Genomic DNA, 20,841 nt, shown 5'->3' on the forward strand with positions numbered 1-20,841 from the left:
GACCAATTATGGTCCGATTTCGACTGACATTTCCGGATCTGCGAAGCGCTCGTTCGGCACCGTCGCGTACCAGCCGGGCCGCCCCGGGTCGCGATCGTAGGGGTAGCCGCCCGTCTCCCGGTAGTACTCGGCGTACCGGGCGACCCGCTCGGGATCCAGCCGCACCCCCAGCCCCGGCCCCTCGGGCACGGCGATGGCGCCCTCCGAGTACGCCATCTTGCCGCCCTCGATCACGTCGTCCCTGAGCTGGTGGTAGTGCGCGTCGGCGGCGTAGGTCAGGTTCGGCAGCACCGCGCCCAGGTGCAGCATCGTCGCGAGCTGCACGCCCAGCTCCCCCGACGAGTGCACGGCCACCCCGAGCTGGAACGTCTCGCACACCCCCGCCGCCTTCACGCACGGCCTGATCCCGCCCCAGAACGTCGTGTCCAGCAGCACCACGTCGGCGGCCCTGCGCAGCACGTTCGAGGCGAGCTGCTCGAAGTTGACCACCACGGTGTTGGTCGCCAGCGGCACCCTGACCTGCTCGCGCACGGCCCGCAGCCCTTCGAGCCCCCAGACCGGGTCCTCCAGGTAGTCGTTGTTCAGGTGCTCGATGGCCCGCCCGAAGCGCAGCCCCTCGGCGACCGACAGCACGGCGTTCGGGTCGTACCTGAGCCGGTCGCCGGGGAACGCCTCGGCCAGCGCCCGGTAGCACTCCAGCTCGTAGTCCGGCGGGAACACGCCGCCCTTGAGCTTGTGCACGGTGAACCCGTGCGCCTGCTTGAGGCTCCTGGTGTGCTCGACGAGCTGCTCGGGGGTGCGGATCTCGGCGTGGCCGTCGGCGGCGTACCGGAAGAACAGGTACGAGGCGAACGGCACGGCGTCGCGCAGCCGCCCGCCGAGCAGGTCGCAGGCGGGCACCCCGAGGTGCTGCCCGACGAGGTCGAGGCAGGCGAACTCGATGGCGGCCAGGAGCTGCGTGCGGTTGTTGTAGAGCGAGGCCGTCGGGTTCGCGATCTTGAAGCGGAGCGCTTCGAGCTGGAACGGGTCGTGATCCTTCAGGTACGGCTTCAGCGCGCGGAAGGCCGCCTCGGCGCTCTCGCCCCCGCCGCCCATCTCCCCCAGCCCGATCAGCCCGTTGTCGGCCTCGACCTCGACGATCGTGCGGACGAACCGGCCCCAGTGGGCGCCGTTGCTGTGCCGCAGCGGCGCCTCCAGCGGGACCGCGACCGTGGTGGCCCGGATGTCTGCGATCTTCACTGGCGCGTCCCCCTGACGATCGCCACGCCGCACGCGGGCAGCGTCACCTCGGCTGTCTCGTGCCCCGGCCGCGAGACCCTGACCTCGACCGGCTCGGCGGCCAGCGACTGCAGCCGCACGCCGTCCCAGCCGAGCGAGGTGACCAGGACATCGGGGTGGTCCACCGACACGTACGTCTCCTCGCCGGCGGGGCTGTCGGTGATCAGCGCGCCGACGAACGGCTCGGTCAGCCCGGCCGCCGCCTCGGCCCCCAGCCGCCGGCCCGTGGCGCCGGCCCGCGAGGTCACCGCGTAGCGGAACGTGGTCTCGCCCTGCTGCTGCGCGGGGAAGTTGGTGTCCCAGATGTTGTTGAGCGCCCACGAGTAGACGGTGCCGTCCTCGTGGTCGAGCGTGGGCGGGAACGGCGCGTACGGCATGTGGATGGTGCCGAGCTGCACCAGCGGCGCTTCCAGGGTGGCCCAGGCGACGGTCAGCTCGGGGTCCTCGAAGGCGATCCAGTGCCGGATCGGCAGCATGTACGCGGCCGAGCCCGGCACCCGGGGCACGTCCGGCCCGCCGACGCCGCCGGTCAGCTCCCACGCGGTGGGCGGGCCCGCCGCGAACGGGAAGGCCAGGAAGACGGCCTCCTTGGCGGGGGTGCCCTGCTTGGCGAGCTGGTAGGTCAGGTCGAGGCGGGGCACGCCGTAGTGCAGCTCGACCGTGGTACGGATCCAGTCGGCGCCCTTGCCGCGCAGCTCCACGACCAGCTTCTCGCCGACGGCCGTGCGCCTGACCTCCTTGATCACGGCGTTGGTGCCGATGGCGCGGTCGCCGAGCAGGGTGCGGTCGTGCGCCCCCACGTGGCCCGACAGGTGGTTGAAGTGGGGGGCGGTGGCGTACTGGTCGTAGACGTACTGGCCGAAACCGGCCGCCGCGTCGCCGTTGACCAGCTCGCGGCCGGCCCGCTTGTCGAAGATCGAGGACAGGTAACCCTCGCGGACGTCGTAGGTCACGCGATAGAACTCGTTCTCGATCACGCCGTCCGTGGCGAGCGGGACCGGCTCGGGTGCCTGGCTCTCCCCCGGGACGACGTCCACCCGCACATAGCTGAATCCGGAAATCTCCGGCACGACGGCGTGGATGTGCCGGCCGATCGGGCGCGTCGGCCAGTCGTCCGGGTCCACCAGCTCCTCGTGGTGCGGCAACGGCTGCCCCGTCCGGGCGTCCACCAGCGCGATCGGCACGTCCACGCCCACCACGTCCCGGGGCAGGAAGGCCCGCACGACGTCCGTGCGCGCGTGCGTGCCCGGGTTGAACACCGCGAACGAGGCCAGCGCCCCGCCCTCGATGCCCGCCTCCGACAGCGCCGCGGCGAACCTGCGGACCCCCGCGTGCAGCAGGTCGGCCGCGTCGTCCTGGGCCGCGTACGCGCCCGACGACTTGCGCGTCCACTGCAGGCCGCCGGAGTCGCCCGCCTCCTCGGCGTCCTCCCAGGGGTTCGCCGCGCCCCACGTGTGCTCGTTGAACAGCGCGACCTTGTCATAGGCGGCGTCCACCTGCTCGGTCGCGTCCACGCCCGCCAGTGTGTGCAGCGTCTCGGCCACGCGCAGCGCCGACTGCGCCCGCCGTACGTAACCGAGGGGGCGCGCGCCCGAGCCGAGCCCGTCGGCCCACCAGTCGGTCCAGTCGCCCTCGTGCACGGCCAGCCGGTCGTGGTGGCGCGCCTCCACGTGCTCGAAGAAGTCGCTGTTCACGGCCGAGCGCAGGCGCGGATAGGCCCACTGCTCGTTCCACCGGCGGGCGATCGTCGCGGGCACGATCGACGGGCCCGCGTTGTCGGCGTGCGCCCCCTGCACGCGCAGGTGCAGCACGTCCAGCTCGTACGGCTCCTTCGGCGCGTCCGGCCCCTGCCAGCCGAACGTCCCCGGCCCGTACGGGTAACCCCGGGTGGCCAGCGCCGACAGGTAACGCGGCAGCAGGTCGTCGGCCAGCTCGTACGAGTCCGTCAGCCCGACCGTGTTGCCCTCCATGTACGCCATCCCGTGCGGCGTGTCCGTGAACCACACGAGTAGTTCGTTCCCGCTCGGCGCCCGCCACCGGAACGGCCGGGTCAGCTTGTCGCCGCCGTGCAGGTACGGCACGGACCGCCCGGCCCAGTTGTGCGCGGCGGCCAGGTAGCGCACCCCGGCCGCGTTGAGCGCGTCCACCAGCCCGACCACGGCGCCCGGCACGTCCGTGTGCATGGCCGACTTCGTGGCGAAGCCGTAACGCTCTTCGAGCTGGGCGGTGAAGCGGAGCTGCCGGTGCAGCTCCTCCGTCGAGCACGCCTCGGTGTGCAGCTGGAACGGCAGCGCCGTCACCTCGATCGAGCCCGCCCTGGCCAGCGCCGCGAACGAGTCGACCATCTCCCGGGGCCGGACCGCCAGCCACTTCAGCGCCGGCATCGACGACTCGACCGTCCAGCGGAACCTCGCGTCGTCCGGCCACGACGCGGTCTCCTCCGCCAGCCGCAGCGCCGCGTCGAGGTAGTCGAGGTGGTGGCGCAGCACCGTGCCCTGCGGATCGGTGTAGCCGATGTCGAGATGCGAGTGGTGCACCACGAACACGTGCCACTTGCGCTGCGGCGTCACCGTGATCCGCGCGCTGCCGACCACCCCGGCGTCGTCGCGGCACTCCAGCGTCAGCGTGCGCGGCGCGTCCACCTCGGGCACCAGCAGCGTCACGTCGCTGCCCGACGCGCTGTCCACGCCGACCAGCACGTGCGTCAGCGGCTCCGTGCTGGAGACCCGCACCGCCTGCCGGCCGTCATGAGTGAACAGCGGCAGCACCGCGACCCGCACCTCCAGCCCGCGCACGCTGATCACGGGCGTCGAGGTGTCGTCGCGCAGCGCCTGCCTGATCCCGTCGTAGTCGGGGCTCCCGAGGCTGCGCTGGAGCAACCGGCTGGTCATTGAACACTCCCTAGAGAAAGGCCCCTGGCGAACAGGCGCTGGGTGGCGAGGAACAGCACGACCGTCGGCAGCGAGACCACCAGCCCCGCCGCCAGGCCGACGGGGACCGGGGTGCCGGCGTACACGTCGGTCATCAGGCCCGCGATGGCCGTCATCACCGGCCGCACGTCCTCCGTCTGGGTGAGGGTGAGGCCGAAGATGAGGTCGTTCCAGATGAAGGTGAACTCGAGGATGAACACGGCCGCCAGCGCGGGCAGCGACATCGGCAGGTAGATGCGCCAGAAGACGCGGAAGGTCGAGGCGCCGTCCATGCGGGCCGCCTCGAAGATCGAGAACGCGATGCCGGAGTAGAAGTTGCGCAGCACGAACGCGGCCAGCGGCACGTTGATCGCCGTGTAGATGAGGATCAGGCCGAGGCGGCTGTCGTACAGACCGGCGTCGCTGTAGCCGACGAACAACGGCACCAGCAGCATCTGCGACGGGAAGACGGTGCCGCCGAAGATCAGCAGGAACCACCAGAACCCGTGCCGCAGCCGCAGCACCACGATCACGTATCCGGCCAGCGCCCCGATCAGCACGCCGAGCAGCGGCGAGACGACGCTGTAGAGCGCCGTGCTGGCCAGGCTGCCGCCGAGGTTCGCGCCCTCCACGGCCCGCCCGAAGTTCTCCAGCAACGCGAAGTCGCCCGACGGGACCCATGCGCTCGCCGGGTCGTACCCGCTCGCCGGGCGCGCGGCGTTCACCAGCAGCAGGTACGTCGGCCCGAGCCACACCAGCCCGAGCAGGATGAGCACAGCCCGCCTGATCACGTGGCCGTCACCTGCCTGCGCAGATACAGGTACGACGCCAGCCCCGTCACGACCGTCAGCAGCACCGCGACCGCCGAGCCGTAACCGTAGTCGCTGGCCACGAACGTCTCCTTGTACATGGTCACCGCCAGCGTCTCCGAGTTGCGCCCGGGACCGCCCTGCGTGAGCACCCACACGATGTCGAACGTCTTCAGGCTCGACACCAGCGCCAGCCCCACCACGACCGCCGTCAACGGCCGCATGAGCGGCCAGATCACGTGCCGGAACAGCCGCCAGCCCGACGCGCCGTCCAGCCGCGCCGCCTCGATCGGCTCCCTGGGGATCGACTGCAGCCCCACCACGAACAGCAGGCAGTTCACGCCGAGCTGCTGCCACGTCCAGACCGCGAGCATCGCGAACGTGTTCGCCGGCGCTTCTTGCAGGAACGCGGTGTCCACGCCGAGCAGCACGTTCGCGATGCCGTCGTGGGACAGCACCGGGCTCCACACCATGGCCAGGCCCGCGCCGCTCAACGCGTACGGCAGCATGAACGGCACCCGGAACCACGCGCCGCCCCTGATGTCGTACGAGAGCACCGCCACCAGCAGCCCGAGCCCGACCGGCAGCACCATCGTGCCGATCACCCAGATGAGCGTGTTGCGGGTCGAGGTGAGCAGCGCCGCGTCGTCGAACAGCTTGGCGAAGTTGGCCAACCCCGCCCAGACCGGCGGCTCCAGACCGTCGTAGCGGGTCAGGCTCAAGTAGGCGGTCCACACGAACGGCGCGTACAACAGCACCGCGACCAGCAACGCCGCCGGCGCCACGTACCCGTACCTGAACCGCCCGAGCATCGGCTGACGCGTCACTGGTGCGTGCTCCAGTACTCGTCCGCCTCCTTCTGGATGGTCTCCAGAACCTCCTTGTACGTGCCCGGCTCGGTGACGAACTTGCCGAACCCGTCGAGCGCGGCCGTCAGTATCTGCGGCGGCGTCGCCTCGAAGTAGCGGTTGACCAGGCGGTACTTGCCGCCGCCCGCGTCCTTGGTGACCGCGCCGAGCGCCGGGTCGGCGATCGTCACCTTCGGGTTGGCGCTCACGTCACCCCGGCTCGTCGCCCACTTCTCCTGCGCCTGCGCGGTCGTCCACCACTTCAGGTACTTCATGCTCGCGTCGGGATCGGCCGCCTTCGCCAGCGAGCACAGCGGCCCGCTCTCGAAGATCATCGACGTCTTGGGCAGCGCCGGGTTCACGTTCGGGATGACGAAGAAGTCGTAGTCGGTGCCGGCCTTCATGCTGCGCGTCGTCATGCTCGTGTTGAACCACGTGCCGAACGACACCATCGCCGCCTTGCCGGTCTTCAGCACGTCGCCGGGGTCGGTCTTGTCGCCCGGGTTGATGAAGTAGCCGGCGTCGATGAGCTGCTTCCACCGCTCCATCACCTGCACCACGCCCGGGTCGGTGTACTTGGCCTTGCCGGTGGACAGGCGGTCGTACAGGTCGGGGTCGGTGCCGGCCATGAGCTGCTCGAACCAGACGAACGAGAACAGCACGCTGGTGTGGTAGAACGCCTTCACGCCGTTCTTCTTCAGCGTCTCGGCGGTCTTGACCAGGTCGTCCCAGGTCTGCGGGGGCTTCAGGTCGTACTTGTCGAAGATCTTCTTGTTGTAGAACATGCCCCAGTAGGCGACGTTCATCGGCACGCAGTACTGCTTGCCGCCCACCGTGTAGTACGGGGCGAGGTCCGGCGACAGGTCGCCCGCCTTGATCGCCTCCTGCCAGACGGCCGTGGTGTCGGCCACCTGCTTCTGCTTGACGATCTCCTCAAGCATCCCCCCGGTCTGCCAGGTGAACAGGTCGGGCTTGACGTTCGTGCGGAACGAGGCCTTGATGAACGCCTGGTACTGCGCCGAGTCCGTGTATCCCGTCGGCTTCATGCCCAGGCCGATGCTCTGCTTGGACAGGGCGCCCATCTCGTCGAAGTACTTCGTCCACGCGCCCTTGTCGTTGTAGAGGGTCAGCTCGGTCTTCTTCTGGGGCGTGCCGGCGCCGTTGCCGCCGCAGGCGGCCAGGACGAGCGCCGCCACGCCGAGCGTGGCCACACGTGACCGGTGCATGGGCCGGCCTCCTTGGTTCTATTCGGGGGGTTGCATCCTGTGCTCGATGACGGTCTTGACGTCCGCCAGGTGGGCCCGCATGCGCTGCTCGGCCCGCGCCGCGTCGCGCGCCTCGATCGCCGCGAGGATCTCCAGGTGCTCCTCGTGGTCACGGCGGCGGTCGTCGAAGATCTGCAGGATCTCGCGCTGCTCCGGCCCGTGGACCGTGAGCAGCGAGTCGACGACCTCGTGCAGGACGCTGTTGCCCGCCATCCGGGCGGTGGCCCGGTGGAAGGTCATGTTCGCGTCGTGCAGCTCGGCGTCCTCGCCGCGCAGGTGCCTGGCGGCCTCGTCGAGGGTCTGCCTGAGCGCCGCCAGCTCCTCGCTGCCGGCGTGCTCGGCCGCCAGCGCGGCCAGCGGCGGCTCGATGAGGATCCGCGCGTCGAGCAGCTCCAGGAGCTGGGCGGCGTGGATCTCGCGCATGTTGGGGTTGGGCAGGACCAGCCGCTCGATCGCGGCGCCGACGTAGATGCCGGAGCCGTGCCGCAGCTCGATGGCCCCGGTGGCCTCCAGCCTGCGCAACGCCTCGCGCAGCGTCGGGGTGGTGACGGCGAAGCGCTGGGACAGCTCCCTGGTCGAGGGCAGCCTGTCGCCGGGCCGGTGCCCGCCCGTACGGATGAGCTCCAGCATGCGCTCTGTCAGAGCGTCGGAAAGCGTGGGCCGCGCTACCTCGGACATATCAAGTGATCTAATCACTTAACGGGCACGGCGTCTACGCGTTCGCGTGCTTCTTGACGCCTACTTCTTGATGAGCTGCATCATCAGATGGATCACTTCTTGATGGGCTCCACCCTCAGATCGATCACTTCTTGATGAGCTCCATCATCAGGTCGATCTGCCCCTTACGGGAGGTCTGGACCTGGGCGGCCCACTTCTGCACCTCCGGGTTCGCCCCGCCCGACACCTCGGCGGCGGCCATCTGCACGGCGTCGTCCTGGTGCGCGATGAGCAGGTTGCACAGGTCGTACTCGAAGTTCCTGGACCGCTTGAGCGCCTGGATCTGCTTGACGTCCGTCTCCGGCATCCCGCCGTGATGGTCGTGCGCGCCCGCTGAGGCCGGAGTAAGGGGCTGGTCCCAGGAGTGCAGCCAGCGCAACATCATCTCGACCTCGCTCTGCTGGGTGCTCTCGATGGCGGCGGTCAGCGTCTTGAGCTCGGGGTCGGTGGCGCGGGCGGCGCCCAGCCTGGCGATCTCGATGCCCTGGCGGTGGTGCTGCACCATCATCTGGACGAACATCACGTCCTCGGCGTTCACCGGCGGCCCGTCGTCGGGCGGGGCGCAGGCGGCGGCCAGCAGGAGGCTCAGACCCGCAAGGAACCGTCTTCCGCGCACCGGCCCTCCTCTGGTTATTAGGAAACCTTCCTAAGAGTTGACCAGATCGGCTCACGGCGCAACCGCCCATTTCAGGGTTTCCTCCGTGTGGTGCTCGGCGATGCCCCGCATGAAGGCCCGGTCCGGGAAGTCCCCGTCCAGCAGGAGCAAGGGGCCCGCGACCAGCGACAAATGCTGGGCGAGCCGATAGAGGCGCACCCTGCGCTCGTCCAGGCCGTCCTCGCTGAGGCGGGCGTAGTGGTCACCGAAGCGGATCCGGAGGAAGACGTGCTCCCACTCGACGTCGAAGAACATCGCACCCTCGATGTCGATCAGCACCGGCCGGTCGTCGTCGTCGACCAGGACGTGATCGGGGCCCAGCTCACCGTGGATCAGGCCGTGATCCGTGCGCGGCTCGATGCCCGCCGCCAGCTCCCGCAGCCTCCCCTCCAGCTCGGCGGCCACCTCGCCGATCCGCCCGACCCGGGACGCCGCCTCCGCCAGATCCCGCAGCGCCCGCTCCAGCACGATCTCCGAGGCGGGCCGGTCGATGCCCTGGCCGCTCTCCACGAGAGCCACCTTCCCCAGCCGGGCCGACCGGCACCGGGCCATCGCCCGCAGGCTCCGCGCCAGCCCCTCCACAGGCTTGCTGTCCTCGCGGCCCAGGCGCGCTTCCAGGGTGCCGCCACGCACGTCCTCGATCACCGCCACGTCGGCCGGATACAGCGCGCCGCTGTCGTCGGCGAAGTAGAGATCGGGCACCCGCACCCCCACAGAGCTCAGCCGTTCGTGCGCGGCCTTGAAGAGGTGCAGCCCGCTGCCGTGCGCGAACGGCTCCCGGCTCTCCACGCGCGCCTGATCCCAGTAGTCCTCGTCTTCGGACCAGGCGTAGAGCACGGCGGTGGGGCCGGCATCCTGGAAGAAGAGACGGTAGACCCCCTTCTTCGAGCCGCCCGCGAGCCGCTCGACGCGATCCAGGCGGCGGCCCTCGAAGACCTCGTGGGCGAGGGCGGCCAGCTCCGCCCGCCCCGCGAACCGCCGCCCCGTCACAGCGACCGCTCCAGCCGGCACCGCACGGGCCCGAAGCCGACGCTCGCCTCGCCGGTGGGTGGGTGAAAGAATTCGGGGCGCTGCTCGACGCGCATGTTCGGCCTGGTGCCTGCCGTAGCGGCGGGACGGGTGTCCATCCGCCGATCTTCGCGTGCGGCGCGGGCTCTTGGCCATCGGTTTTGTCCGTTGACATGAACTTAGGTCGAGGTTGCACGCTTGATCACATGGGAAGCTTCGAGATCGGCGTCATCCTGCCGGGAGTCGCCGTACAGCGCCGGGACCGTCTCACCCTGACGGAGGCCGCCAGGCATGCCGAGCAGGCCGGGCTCGACGCGGTGTGGCACGGCGATCACCTCGCCGTCGGCGGCCCCGTGCTGGACGCGCCCATCGCCCTGGCCACCGCCGCCGCGGCCACCACCCGCATCAGGATCGGGACCAGCGTGTTCATCCCCGCCATCCGGCCGCTCGTGTGGGCGGCCAAGCAGGTGGCGACCCTGCAGTACGTGTCGGGTGGGCGGCTCGTGCTGGGGGTCGGGTCCGGCGGCGGGGCCGAGCAGTGGGCGGCGGCCGGGGTGCCGTACGGCGAGCGGGGGCGGCGTACGGACACCGCGCTGGAGCTGTTGCCGCGGCTGCTGGCAGGTGACCCTGTCGTGCTGCCGGATGCCGTGGGCGCCCGCCCGCCGGCACAGCCCGAGCCCGACGCTGACGCCCGCCCATCCGCCCAGCCTGGACCAGCCGCTGACACGCGCCGACCCGTTCCTGACGCTGACACGCGCCGGGCCTATCAATCCGCACGTGACGCCCGGCCCGATCAATCCACACCGACCGCCGATGCGGGCCTGCCCGTCCAGCTGGCCCCTGCGGTCGCCATGCCGCCGGTGTGGGTCGGGAACGCGTCGGCGGCGGCGATCCGGCGGGCCGGCCGGCTGGGGGACGGCTGGTTCCCGTCCCTCATCTCGCCGCAGGAGGTCATGCGCGGCCGGGACAGGCTGGCGGAGCTCGCGGCCTCGTACGGACGCCCCGCGCCCGTCATCGCCATCGGCGGAGCCGCGTTCGTCGGCGGCGGACCCGGCGCCCAGGCCGAGATCGCGGCCGGCATCAGCGGCGGCTACGGGCGGCCGCTGGAGGAGGTCGCCGAGCTCCCGCTCACGGGACAGCAGAAGGAGGTCGCCGAGCGGCTGGCCGAGTACCGCGCGGCCGGGGCGAGCCACGCGGTGCTCGGGATCTCGGGCGGGGACTGGCGGTCGCAGGTGGAGCTCCTGGCCGAGGCGAAGTCCCTCATGCAGAGCTGACACCCGCACCCTGGCGGCGGAACTGGTCCCGACGATGACGGCCCCGCCGACCCGCACCCCCGCCACGCTCCGGAAGGTGATCTCGGTTGCGCGTGCCCCACCCACTCCAGCAAGATCCCTCTCACGATCTCCCCCCGACGACAAGGGAGCGGCGATGAGGAGGCGGCACAGGCATGGATTTCACCGTTGAGTACGAGCCCACTCCCGACCAAGTGGTGGGCGCGATCGAGCGGGCACTGAAGCACCAGATCAAGGCCCTGCTGTGGCTGTTCCCGGCCTTCCTCGCCGTGGCCGGCGCCGTCTTCCTCCTGCTCGGCACCATCGGCCTCGGCTTGGGCCTGCTGGTGGCGGCGGCCGTCGTCCCGTTCGTGATGCCCTGGTCGCTGCGCCGGGCGGCGCGGAAGCAGGTGCCGCACCTCTGCGTCCCGACCACCCTGCACGTGACTGACGACGGCTACGAGAGCCGCTCCGAGAAACTCACCACGTCGGCCCGCTGGTCGTTGTTCTCGCGGGTGGTCGCGACCCCCGACTTCTGGCTGTTCTTCGTCAACAACCAAGCCACCGGCTTCCTCCCGAGAAACGCCTTCACCCCGGAACAACAGGCCGAACTCGACGCCCGGCTGTCCCCGCTGACGAGCCCGCGCAAAGCCTCCACCGCCTAACGCCCGCGCCGCAGGGTCAGGGACTGGAACCGGCTCTCATCAGCTCCGACGGCGTGAAAGTCCACGATCTCGAAGAACTCGCGGGCGAATCCCTGCAGCCGCTCATCACTACGGACCTGGAAGGCACCCCGCCGGACCAGCCGATGGATCTGCGAGCCGTTGGATTTCTTACAAGAGCCGGCACCCCCTGGCACGCCAATATGGACACTCCCCGATGAACAGGAGTGAGCCTCATGGGCAAGGTGGTCTTGTACAGCTCGGTGTCGGTCGACGGCTTCATCGCGGACGAGAACGACCAGCCCGGACCGCTGTTCGACTGGTTGTCCAACGGCGACGTCCCCCTGGATGACTCCGGGGGGATCAGGGTGTCGCGAGCGTCCTACGACCACACCCGCTCGTACTGGGACGAGATCGGCGTGACCGTCGTCGGCCGCCACGTCTTCGACATGACGGACGGCTGGGGCGGCAAGCCGCCGAGCGGCATCGACCATGTGGTCGTCGTGACCCACCGCCCCATGCCCGAAGGCTGGGACCCCAACGCGCCGTTCCACTTCGCCAACAGCATCGAAACCGCCATGGCCAGGGCCCAGGAGCTGGCGGGCGACCGTACGGTAGAGGTGGCGGCCGGCGACGTCGGCGGCCAGGTGCTGGCCGCGGGCCTCGTGGACGAGATCGCCATGGACGTCGTACCCGTGGTGTTCGGAACGGGCAAGCGCTACTTCGGCTCGGTCGACGCCCAACACCTGCTGGAGAACCCGCACGTGGTGATCCAGGGCAACCGCGTACTCCACCTGCGCTACCGCGTCCGCCACTGACCACCCGGGCCGGCCCTCACCGCCCTGCCCCGTCCCCGTACTGGACGGCTCCCACCGTTCAACAGCAGAAGACGAACGAAGGCCCTCCGTGAGGATCACGGAGGGCCTTCATCATGGAGCCGCCTTGGGGATTCGAACCCCAGACCCCTTCATTACGAGTGAAGTGCTCTGGCCGACTGAGCTAAGGCGGCGTGCGCTGTGCAGCGTGAAAGAGTCTACAGGAGCCCGAGGGGTTCTCGCTCCCATCGATCACCCGATGCCCGGACAGACCATACCTGCAGGCGCGCGGTCAGGCTCGGACGAAGTGTCGCACGACACACCGGCCGCACGCTCCCGCTTCGTCCGGCACCGAACCCGAAGAGCACGCCCGCCCCTCACACGGCACCACGCCCGAAGCGCATGCCGCTCGTCGTACGGCACCACGTCGGAAGAGCACGCCCGCCCCTCACATGGCACCACGCCCGAAGACCAGCCGCCCCTCACACGGCGCCACGCCGGAAAGCATGCTGCGCGTCGTACGGGCCACGCCCGGAGCGCATGCCTGCGCCTCGTAGTGCGCACGGCAAGGACGCGTCACACGAGCTGCCCTCACGAGCCATGCGGGCCCCCCGGGGAGGCGTCGCACGAGCGTGTCCGTAAGCGCCAGGAACGCCCCTCACAGACCCGGTGACGTGCTACACCTCATCCCCCGGCTCGCCCCCGTAAGCCGCGTCATGCGCCTTTCGAGGCCCGCACACGCTAGCCCGCGAACACGAGCACCTCCGCCCCCCGTCGTTGAGCCGCACCACCACGGAGTCCGACGGCACGTTGTGGCCCATTACCGTCCCGGCTCCCTGCGGGGTGTCGACGCTGGCCCCCACCCGGGGGGCTGAGGCGCGGAACTCCTGGTAGAGGGGGTGTTCGTACTTCAGGCAGCACATGAGCCGGCCGCATGCCCCCGCGATCCGCAGCGGGTTGACCGGCAGCTCCTGGTCTTTGGCCATGCGTACGGAGACGGGCTCGAAGTCCTTGAGGAACGTGGCGCAGCACAGGTCACGGCCGCAGGGGCCGATGCCGCCCTGGAGGCGGGCCTCGTCTCTCGGGCCGATCTGCCGCAGCTCGACCCTGGCCCGGAGGTTGCGGGCCAGGTCGCGTACGAGAGCGCGGAAGTCGACCCGGTGCGGCGCGGAGAAGTAGACCGTGTAGACGTTGTCCTGGTCGAGGTAGTCGATGCCGACGACCTTCATCGGCAGCGTGTGTCGTTTGATCAGCCGCTTGGACACACTGCGTGCCTCGGCTCTGCGGCGTTTGTTCGTTTCGTCCCGCGTCAGGTGCTCCTCGCCGGCGATGCCCGCGCACACCGGCAGCCCGTCGATGTCTTCGCTCGTGTACTGCGGGGCCCACACGCACTCCGCCACCTCCGGACCCGAGTCCGTCGGGACGAGCACCTTGTCGCCCACTTTGGGGCTGTGCTCGCCGGGGTCGAGGTAGTAGAGCCTCCCGTAACGGGTGAAGCTCACGGCCATGATCATTCCCATGGGCTCGAGCTCGCCTCCTGACGGCCTAGGGGGTTCGGACGGCCTTCTCTGTCAGATTACGTGTGTCCGTACACCGGAAGTCAGGGGCGGGCGTGTGGATGTCGCCCCATCACGCACCCCCGGGGCATACCGTCCTGTCCGGCAGATACAACCCGAAATCGGCGTGCAGCGCCGCTCGCTCGTCGATGCACCAGTGGCTCACGACCTGAGCGACGCCGGGCTGCCGCTTCAGCTTGTCGACCAGGGCCCACGCCGGGGCATCGGACTTCAGTCTGATCCTGAACGACTGAGGCATGTCCTGGACGCGGGTCGCCTCGACGAGCGCCTTGTTGTCCTTGAACGCCTGCTTGAAGTTCTCGTACGCGGCCGCCTGGTCCTCGAAGACGACGTCCTTCACCTCCGGCATCTGCTGGATCGTCTGCTGGATCGCCTTCACCTGGTCGGCAGTGGCCGCCACCCCCTTCTTGCCGCTCCCGGACTTCGGAGCGCAGGCCGGCAGACTTGTGCCGGCCGTGCACAGGAAGACGTTGACGTCCGTTTTCTGCCCCTTCTGCACCGCCGCCATGGCGTCGGCGCTCTCAGCGTGATCGATGACGGCCGCCACCCCGCCCGCCTTGAGGAACGCCGACGTCACCTGCCGGCGGTCGGCGCCCTGGCGCAGCTTCACCTGGTAAGACGGCGGCAGGTCCGCGGGCCGGACGGCGTCGAGCAGCGCCTGGTTGCCCGCGTAGCGCTCGCGGAAGTCGTCGTAGGCGGTGGCCTGGCTCACCCACTGGCTGGCGGCGATCTGCGACTGCTGCTCCCGCAGCACCCGCTCGATCATGTCGCGTTGCTCGGGGCCGGCCGCCGCCGTGCAGCCCGTCTCCTTCGGTGCCGTCGCCGTGCACAGGAACACGGTCACATCGGCGTCGGCCCGCGAGAACACGCTCGCAGCCGTCAGCTGATCCCTGCCGCCTTCCGCGCCGCCGACCGCCAGCACGGCGACCGCCGACCCCGCGACCGCCACGGCGACCGCCGCCGTCACCAGGCGGTAGTCCATGCGGAACCGCCGCCGCTCAGGCACCCGCAGCGGCCGCAGCGCGCTCTGGTCCACCGCCGCACCCGCCTCGGCGAGCGCCTCCCGCAACCTGTCTTCCACCGGGCTGTTCATGAATGATCCTCCCCAAGCGCTCGGCCGAGGGCCTTCAGCCCTCGCGCGATCGTCGACCTGGCCGTGCTCGCGCTGATCCGCATCGTCTCGGCGATCTCCTGGTCAGCGAGATCGAAGTAGTAGCGCAAGGTCAGGGCCTCGCGCTGCCTGCGTGGCAGCCGGCGCAACGCGAGCAGCACCTCGCGCCGCTCCTCCCCCATCAGCACGGCGCTCTCCGCCGACCACACCGGCGGCTCGTACGGCAGCGCCCGCCGGAACACCGTGGCCCGCCTGCGCAGCACCGACCGGCACCCGTTGAGCACCGCCGACCGCACGTAGACCAGCGCCTTGTCGGCGTCGCGCAGCCTGGCCCGGCCGGCGTGCGTGCGTGCGAACGCCTCCTGCACGACGTCTTCGGCGGTGGCCTGATCGCCGACCATGATGAGGGCCAGCCGCACCAGGCCGACATGGTGCTCGGCGAAGATCGACGCTACGTCGACCCGCCGCCGGGCGAGATCTTCCTGCTGGGTGAGTAGTTCGACTTCCACGTAACAGAGACGTTCGGCGGCCTCGTCTGCTGCTCGGGTCACTCAGTTATCTTCGGCCCCTACCCAACTCCGACCGCCCGCCGCGCCCCACCGCAACCGGACCGCCCACCGCAACCGGACTGCCCGTCGCGCCCTGCCGCAACCGGACCGCCTACCGCGCCCCGCCGCAACCGGACCGCCGCCCGCGCCCAGCCCACGGCGCCGCGCGCCTCTAGTGCCCAGTGCCCTCCGTGAAGGACAGGCGCCGTGGTCAGGGCCGCAGCGCCAGCATCATCGCCTCGACGGCCATCTGCGGGTTGACGTTCGCCGCCAGCCGTTCCCTGCACTGCATGATCGCGTCGATGCGCCGCAGCGTCTCCTCAGGCGTGGACGACTTGGCGAGCTGATCCAGGTCGAACCGCAGGTCGTCGTTGGCCAGCTCCACCCCCGCCGCCGCGAACTGCATGGCCAGCACGTCCCGGTAGAACGAGACCAGCTCCAGCAGCGCCGCGTCCAGCGAGTCGCGCTTGATGCGGGTGGCGCGCGACTTCTGCCGGTCCTCCAGCTCCTTGAGCGCGCCCGCCCCGCCGCGCACGAGGCCCCGGTTGAGCCCCTTGCCGGTGGACCCCTCGCCGTACAGCTTGCGCAGCTCGGAGGTCTCGCTCTCGTTGAGCGCGGTCGTGGCGGCGGCGGCCTCCTCCTCGGCGGTCTTGACCAGGCGCTCGGCGGCGGACACGCACTCGCCGACGCCGGTCAGGGAGCGCGGGATGCTCAGCACCGCCTCGCGCCGCGCCCGGACGCCCTCGTCGAGCGCCAGCGCGCGGGCCCGGCCGATGTGCCCCTGCGCGGCCCGTGCGGCGAACCTGGCGGTCTCCCACGGCACGCTGTGGCGGGTGGCCAGCACGTGGGCGACGGCCTCGGTGCCGGGCGTGGTGAGGTTCACGAGGCGGCAGCGCGACCTGATGGTGATCATCATGTCGTCGGGGGCGGGCGCGCACAGCAGCCAGACCGTACGGGGCGGCGGCTCCTCGATGGCCTTGAGCAGGGCGTTCGCGGCGGATTCCGTGGCCCGGTCGGCGTCCTCGAACAGGATGACCCGCCACCGCCCCTGCGTCGGCGCCCCGGCGGCCCGCAGGATCAGCTCGCGGGTCTGCTTGACGCTGTAGGACAGGCCCTCGGGGCGTACGGACTCGAGGTCGGGGTGGGAGCCGATGAGCACCTGGTGGCACTGGTCGCAGTGGCCGCAGCCGCCGTCGGGGCACAGCAGCGCGGCGGCGAAGGCGCGGGCGGCGTCTTCCCTGCCGGAGCCGGGCGGGCCGGTGAACAGCCAGGCGTGCGTCATGCCGGCGCCGCGCCCACCCGCGACGACCTCGCCGGCCGCCGCCGCGGCCCGCGACAGCACGGCGATCGCCTGGTCCTGCCCCACGAGGTCATCGAAAACCGTCACGACCGTAAGGCTAGTTGCACTTCGCCTCGCGAGGGGACGGCAAAGCGCGGATCGAGCTGGTCACGGAGCGAGCCACGCGCGGATCGAGCTGGTCGCGGAGCGGGCCGGTTCCGGATCGGGCTAGTCGCGGATGGCGGGCATCGTCCCCGTGGCGTCTTCCGACTCGCGCGGGACGGGGTCGGGCAGGATCTCCCTGATGCGGTCTTGGATCTGCCGGGTGACGACGTCTTGGGGCAGCGTGCCGTCGACGACGAGGTAACGCTCGGGCGCTGAGGCCGCCAGCGCGCGGAACTCCTTGCGCACCCGCTCGTGGAACTCCATCGGCTCGGACTCGATGCGGTCGGCGGCCCCGCCGAGCCGGGTCAGCCCCACCTCGGGCGGCGTGTCGATGAGCACGGTCAGGTGCGGCACGAGCCCGCCTGTGGCCCAAGCGTTGATCTTGGACACGTCGGCGGGGTCGAGCGCCCGCCCGGCGCCCTGGTAGGCCAGCGACGAGTCGACGTAGCGGTCGGTGATGACGATCGAGCCCCGGTAGAGGGCGGGCCTGATCACCTTCTCGACGTGCTCGGCCCGGTCGGCGGCGTACAGCAGCGCCTCGGAGCGCGCCGACAGGCCGCGCTCGGCCGCGTCGAGCAGGATGGCGCGCAACCGCATGCCGACCTTGGTGGAGCCGGGCTCGCGGGTCTGCACCACGTCGTAGCCCTGGTCGCGCATCCAGATGGCGATCATGCGTGACTGGGTGGTCTTGCCGGACCCCTCGCCGCCCTCGAACGCGATGAACAGCCCGGGCACGTGCTCGGCCGCCTCGGTGGGGAACCGCTCGCCGCGTACGGCCGCGAGGAGGTCGGCCGCCAGGGAGACGCCCTTCCTGTCGTCCATCTGCCGCAGCGCCAGCAGGCCGACGCCCACGGCGAGCGCGCCGCCGATCACCAGCACCAGGTTGGTGCCGTCGAAGCGGTAGCTGAACTCGCCCAGCCCCAGCGTGTGCAGCCCGAACAGGGCGGCCAGCGGGTTGGCCAGGGAGACCACCAGCAGCAGCGTGACCCGCGCGGTCGACTGCAGGAACGAGAACGTGCGGCCGCGCAGCGCGTCTTCGACCTCCAGCCCGATCAGCGTGTAGCCGATGATCCAGGCGATGCCCGCGCACGCGCCGAGCACCACGGTCAGCATGACCACGATCACGAGGTTGTGCACCAGCGCGATCGCGACCAGCACCACCCCGGCCACGGTGATCGCCAGCCCGAACAGCCGCCGCCGCGACAGCTCGCGCAGCAGCCTGAGCCCGAAGAACATGCCCAGCGCCATGCCGACGAAGACGGCGCCGAACACCACGCCGTAGGCCGCGTCGCCGCCGCCGAGCGCCTCGACGTAGACCTTGGCCACGCCCACCACCGCGCCGCCCGCGGCGAACGCCCCGAGCATGCCGATGACCAGACCGCGCACCAGGCGGTTGCCGCCGACGAAGCGCCAGCCCTCGACGACCTGCTTGAGCACGGAGGGCGTGGAGATGGCGCCGTCGCGCTTGGGGATGTCGCGCAGGGTGAAGATGAGGAAGGCCGAGACGAGGTACGCGCAGGCGTTCACGACCAGCGCCAGCCCGGTCGCGTCGCGCCCCAGCGGGAACGGCACGATGCCCGCGATCAGGTCGCCGGCCACCGAGAGCGCGGCGAAGAGCATGGCCGCGACGGGCGCGGTGCCGTAGGTGACCAGCAGGTTGAGCTGGTTGGCCTGCTCGAGCTGCGCCTTGGGCACCAGGTTGGGGACCGTGGCCTCCTTGGCCGGCACCCAGAACAGGTTCACGCATTCGACCAGGACGGTCGCGATGATGACCCACTGGTAGTTGTCGACGAACGGGATCGACAGCACCACGGCGAACCTGGCGAGGTCTGCGCAGAACATCGTCAGCCGCCGGTCGAACCGGTCGGCGAACACGCCCGCCAGCGGCCCCAGCAGCACGGCCGGCAACATCTTGGCCACGAACACGCCGCCGACGGCCAGCGACTGCACGCGGTAGTCACCCTGGGTGAGGTTTCCCGCGAGGGCGGTCAGGGCCAGGAGGTTGAGCCAGTCGCCCAGGCTGCACACCGACATGGCGGTCCAGAGCCGTCGGAACGGCGCATTGGCCAGCACATGAGTCGGGCGGCTTCGGCCAGGGGCAGTCATGATTTCAGCGTATCCAGGTGTTGACCGGAAGTGGGTGGACAAGAGACGAGCCGGATATCCCCGGCTGCTCGTGGCCGAGGGTATTACGGGAACGACCCGGAGCGCAGGTTACACACCTCGAATAGGGCCCCAAAAACATCATCAATTCATAACTCCGGACTCTTGCCGCGCCTCTTCGACCAATGGTTGCCAGGCGCCCCTGATGTCGTCGGGAAGAACCAGCTCGTCCCACAGGTCGATCAGCAGCACGCCGTCGACGTGACCCAGCAGCTCGCCCGGCCCGCCGCCGCACAGCAGCGCGGTGTAGGCCGCCCGCCGCTCGTCACGGTCGGACAGGTCGTAGACGCGCTCGCCGAGCCGCAGGACGCCCAGCGCCTGCGCCACCGGCAGCCGCCGCAGCCGGCTGGGCACGTGGAAGACGCGCCCGTCGGCGCCCACGTGGGCCGCGCACTCGACTTTGGGCTCCAGCACCAGCCGGAACCCGGCCGCGTCGAGGATGCGCCCCGCGGTCTCCAGCGTCGGCGACTTCCTGCCGTGTTCGTAGGCCGACAACGTGGTGCGCGACGTGCCACTCACGCTGGCCAGCGCCTTCTGGTTGAGGCTCGCGGCATGCCTGGCCTGCCTGAGCAGCAGCCCGCCGCGCCTGGCCCAGAAGGCGACCTCCTGGCCCAGCACCCGCTCCACAGGCGAGGAGACCACGAACCACCTCCGCAAAGTATCCGGACGGATACTCTACGCCATCATGGCGCCACGTGACCACCGGATTACCAGAAGTCAGCCACCCAATTCCAGCAGGGTGATCTCGGGCGGCGCTCCGACGCGTACCGGAGGGCCCCAGAAACCCGCTCCCCTGGTGACGTACACCTGCGTGCCGCCCACCCTGGCCAGCCCCGACACGACCGGCTGCTGCAGCCCCACCACCAGGTTGAACGGCGCGATCTGCCCGCCGTGCGTGTGCCCGGACAGCTGCAGGTCGACGCCGTGCCGCGCGGCCTCGTCCACCTGGATCGGCTGGTGCGCGAGCAGCACCGTGGAGCGGCCGGTGTCGCGCCCGCCGAGCGCCTTGCCGAAGTCGGGGCCGTCGCCGCTGGCGGCGCCGCCGACGTCGTTCACGCCCGCGAGGTCGAGCACGGCGCCCTGGTGGCCGATCTCGACGCGCTCGTTGCGCAGGGAGCGTACGCCCAGCTCCTTGAGCTCCTCGATCCACTCGCCGGGGCCCTCGGCGGTGAAGTACTCGTGGTTACCGGTCACGAAATAGGCCCCGTAGCGGGACTCGAGGCTCTTCAGCGGTCGCGCCAGCGCCCCGAGCTGGGCCACGGTCCCGTCCACGAGGTCGCCCACGATCGCCACCACGTCGGCCTCGAGCCCGTTGATCATCCGGACGATCCGCTCGGTGTGGCCGATGCCCGTGAGCGGCCCGAGGTGGATGTCGCTGACCACGGCGAACCGCAGGCCGTGCAGCCGCGGGTCCAGCTTCGGCAGCGCGACCCTGACCCGCTCGATCACGGGGTCGCCGAGCGCGCTCGACATGCCGTACCCGACCGTGGCCAGCGCGCCCGCCCCGGCGATGGCGGCGGTGGTCCGCCCGAAAAAGAGCCGCCTGCTCAGGTCGGGCACGGGCACCGGCTCCGGCTCGGACGGGGACGAGACGGGCGCCGGCTCCGGCTCGGACGGGGACGAGACGGGCGTCCCCCCGCCCACCGTCACCGGGACGGGCGCCGGCACCCGCTCCCGCCGCTCGGCCCTGCGCAGCGACGCCGCCGCCACCGCCCGCGGCACCTCCAGCACCACGAGGATGACGACCAGGTAGAACATCAC

The 20,841-nt window shown here is 70.7% G+C and carries 19 protein-coding genes and 1 tRNA gene; 3 read left to right on the top strand and 17 right to left on the bottom strand.

Translation table 11 applies throughout. The annotated features are described in order from the left end of the window. Window positions 1-6 precede the first annotated feature (6 nt). From HCN51_RS54295 to HCN51_RS60850, 9 genes are all read right to left on the bottom strand, one after another. Window positions 7-1,239 (bottom strand): enolase C-terminal domain-like protein, encoded by a 1,233-nt coding sequence (locus tag HCN51_RS54295; RefSeq protein WP_168021639.1) that lies wholly within the window; start codon window positions 1,237-1,239, stop codon window positions 7-9. After that, window positions 1,236-4,169, bottom strand: coding sequence for a glycoside hydrolase family 38 N-terminal domain-containing protein (locus HCN51_RS54300; protein WP_168021640.1), 2,934 nt, complete (start codon window positions 4,167-4,169; stop codon window positions 1,236-1,238). Before HCN51_RS54300 ends, HCN51_RS54295 begins: the two co-directional genes overlap by 4 nt. Beyond that, entirely contained in the window at window positions 4,166-4,978 is an 813-nt protein-coding gene (locus HCN51_RS54305) for an ABC transporter permease subunit (RefSeq protein WP_168021641.1), read from the bottom strand. The genes HCN51_RS54300 and HCN51_RS54305 overlap by 4 nt, the downstream gene beginning before the upstream one ends. Next, complete coding sequence (locus tag HCN51_RS54310) at window positions 4,975-5,823, bottom strand: carbohydrate ABC transporter permease (protein ID WP_230465721.1); 849 nt, start codon at window positions 5,821-5,823, stop codon at window positions 4,975-4,977. The genes HCN51_RS54305 and HCN51_RS54310 overlap by 4 nt, the downstream gene beginning before the upstream one ends. Beyond that, window positions 5,820-7,070, bottom strand: coding sequence for an ABC transporter substrate-binding protein (locus HCN51_RS54315; RefSeq protein WP_168021642.1), 1,251 nt, complete (start codon window positions 7,068-7,070; stop codon window positions 5,820-5,822). Before HCN51_RS54315 ends, HCN51_RS54310 begins: the two co-directional genes overlap by 4 nt. 18 nt (window positions 7,071-7,088) lie before the next feature. Beyond that, complete coding sequence (locus HCN51_RS54320; protein ID WP_168021643.1) at window positions 7,089-7,787, bottom strand: FCD domain-containing protein; 699 nt, start codon at window positions 7,785-7,787, stop codon at window positions 7,089-7,091. 124 nt (window positions 7,788-7,911) lie between these two features. Continuing rightward, the gene (locus tag HCN51_RS54325; protein WP_168021644.1) at window positions 7,912-8,442 is read right to left on the bottom strand and encodes a DUF305 domain-containing protein; all 531 of its coding nucleotides are present in this window, start codon (window positions 8,440-8,442) and stop codon (window positions 7,912-7,914) included. A 51-nt stretch (window positions 8,443-8,493) separates the two neighbouring features. Next, the gene (locus HCN51_RS54330) at window positions 8,494-9,471 is read right to left on the bottom strand and encodes a phosphotransferase (RefSeq protein ID WP_168021645.1); all 978 of its coding nucleotides are present in this window, start codon (window positions 9,469-9,471) and stop codon (window positions 8,494-8,496) included. Then, entirely contained in the window at window positions 9,468-9,608 is a 141-nt protein-coding gene (locus HCN51_RS60850) for a hypothetical protein (RefSeq protein ID WP_168021646.1), read from the bottom strand. Before HCN51_RS60850 ends, HCN51_RS54330 begins: the two co-directional genes overlap by 4 nt. An 87-nt stretch (window positions 9,609-9,695) precedes the next feature. Here HCN51_RS60850 and HCN51_RS54340 point away from each other — a divergent pair, with 87 nt between their 5' ends. From HCN51_RS54340 to HCN51_RS54350, 3 genes are all read left to right on the top strand, one after another. After that, window positions 9,696-10,763 (top strand): LLM class flavin-dependent oxidoreductase, encoded by a 1,068-nt coding sequence (locus tag HCN51_RS54340; protein WP_168021647.1) that lies wholly within the window; start codon window positions 9,696-9,698, stop codon window positions 10,761-10,763. Window positions 10,764-10,936: 173 nt separating this feature from the next. After that, the gene (locus HCN51_RS54345; RefSeq protein WP_168021648.1) at window positions 10,937-11,425 is read left to right on the top strand and encodes a YcxB family protein; all 489 of its coding nucleotides are present in this window, start codon (window positions 10,937-10,939) and stop codon (window positions 11,423-11,425) included. A gap of 233 nt (window positions 11,426-11,658) precedes the next feature. Further along, window positions 11,659-12,240: a dihydrofolate reductase family protein gene (locus HCN51_RS54350; RefSeq protein ID WP_168021649.1), complete on the top strand. Its 582-nt coding sequence runs from the start codon at window positions 11,659-11,661 to the stop codon at window positions 12,238-12,240. Window positions 12,241-12,354: 114 nt separating this feature from the next. Here HCN51_RS54350 and HCN51_RS54355 read toward each other — a convergent pair. The 8 genes from HCN51_RS54355 to HCN51_RS54390 form a co-directional block, all read right to left on the bottom strand. Next, window positions 12,355-12,431, bottom strand: a tRNA-Thr gene (locus HCN51_RS54355). 483 nt (window positions 12,432-12,914) lie between these two features. After that, window positions 12,915-13,751 carry a PSP1 domain-containing protein gene (locus HCN51_RS54360; RefSeq protein WP_206069026.1) on the bottom strand — a complete coding sequence of 279 codons (837 nt, stop codon included), beginning with the start codon at window positions 13,749-13,751 and terminating at the stop codon, window positions 12,915-12,917. 115 nt (window positions 13,752-13,866) lie between these two features. Further along, window positions 13,867-14,907, bottom strand: coding sequence for a permease-like cell division protein FtsX (locus HCN51_RS54365; protein WP_168021651.1), 1,041 nt, complete (start codon window positions 14,905-14,907; stop codon window positions 13,867-13,869). Next, on the bottom strand, window positions 14,904-15,476 hold the full coding sequence (locus HCN51_RS54370) for a sigma-70 family RNA polymerase sigma factor (RefSeq protein ID WP_230465717.1): 573 nt from the start codon (window positions 15,474-15,476) through the stop codon (window positions 14,904-14,906). Before HCN51_RS54370 ends, HCN51_RS54365 begins: the two co-directional genes overlap by 4 nt. Window positions 15,477-15,684: 208 nt before the next feature. After that, window positions 15,685-16,860, bottom strand: a complete 1,176-nt coding sequence (locus HCN51_RS54375) for a DNA polymerase III subunit delta' (RefSeq protein WP_168021652.1) — start codon at window positions 16,858-16,860, stop codon at window positions 15,685-15,687. Window positions 16,861-16,980: 120 nt separating this feature from the next. Beyond that, window positions 16,981-19,023, bottom strand: a complete 2,043-nt coding sequence (gene tmk, locus HCN51_RS54380) for a dTMP kinase (protein WP_080044302.1) — start codon at window positions 19,021-19,023, stop codon at window positions 16,981-16,983. A 141-nt stretch (window positions 19,024-19,164) separates the two neighbouring features. Then, entirely contained in the window at window positions 19,165-19,722 is a 558-nt protein-coding gene (locus tag HCN51_RS54385) for a helix-turn-helix transcriptional regulator (RefSeq protein ID WP_346434157.1), read from the bottom strand. A gap of 75 nt (window positions 19,723-19,797) precedes the next feature. After that, window positions 19,798-20,841, bottom strand: a 1,044-nt coding sequence (locus HCN51_RS54390) for a metallophosphoesterase (protein WP_168021653.1), incomplete at its 5' end; no start/stop codon positions are given.

The organism is Nonomuraea composti, from assembly GCF_012034275.1.
GTDB lineage: Bacteria > Actinomycetota > Actinomycetes > Streptosporangiales > Streptosporangiaceae > Nonomuraea > Nonomuraea composti.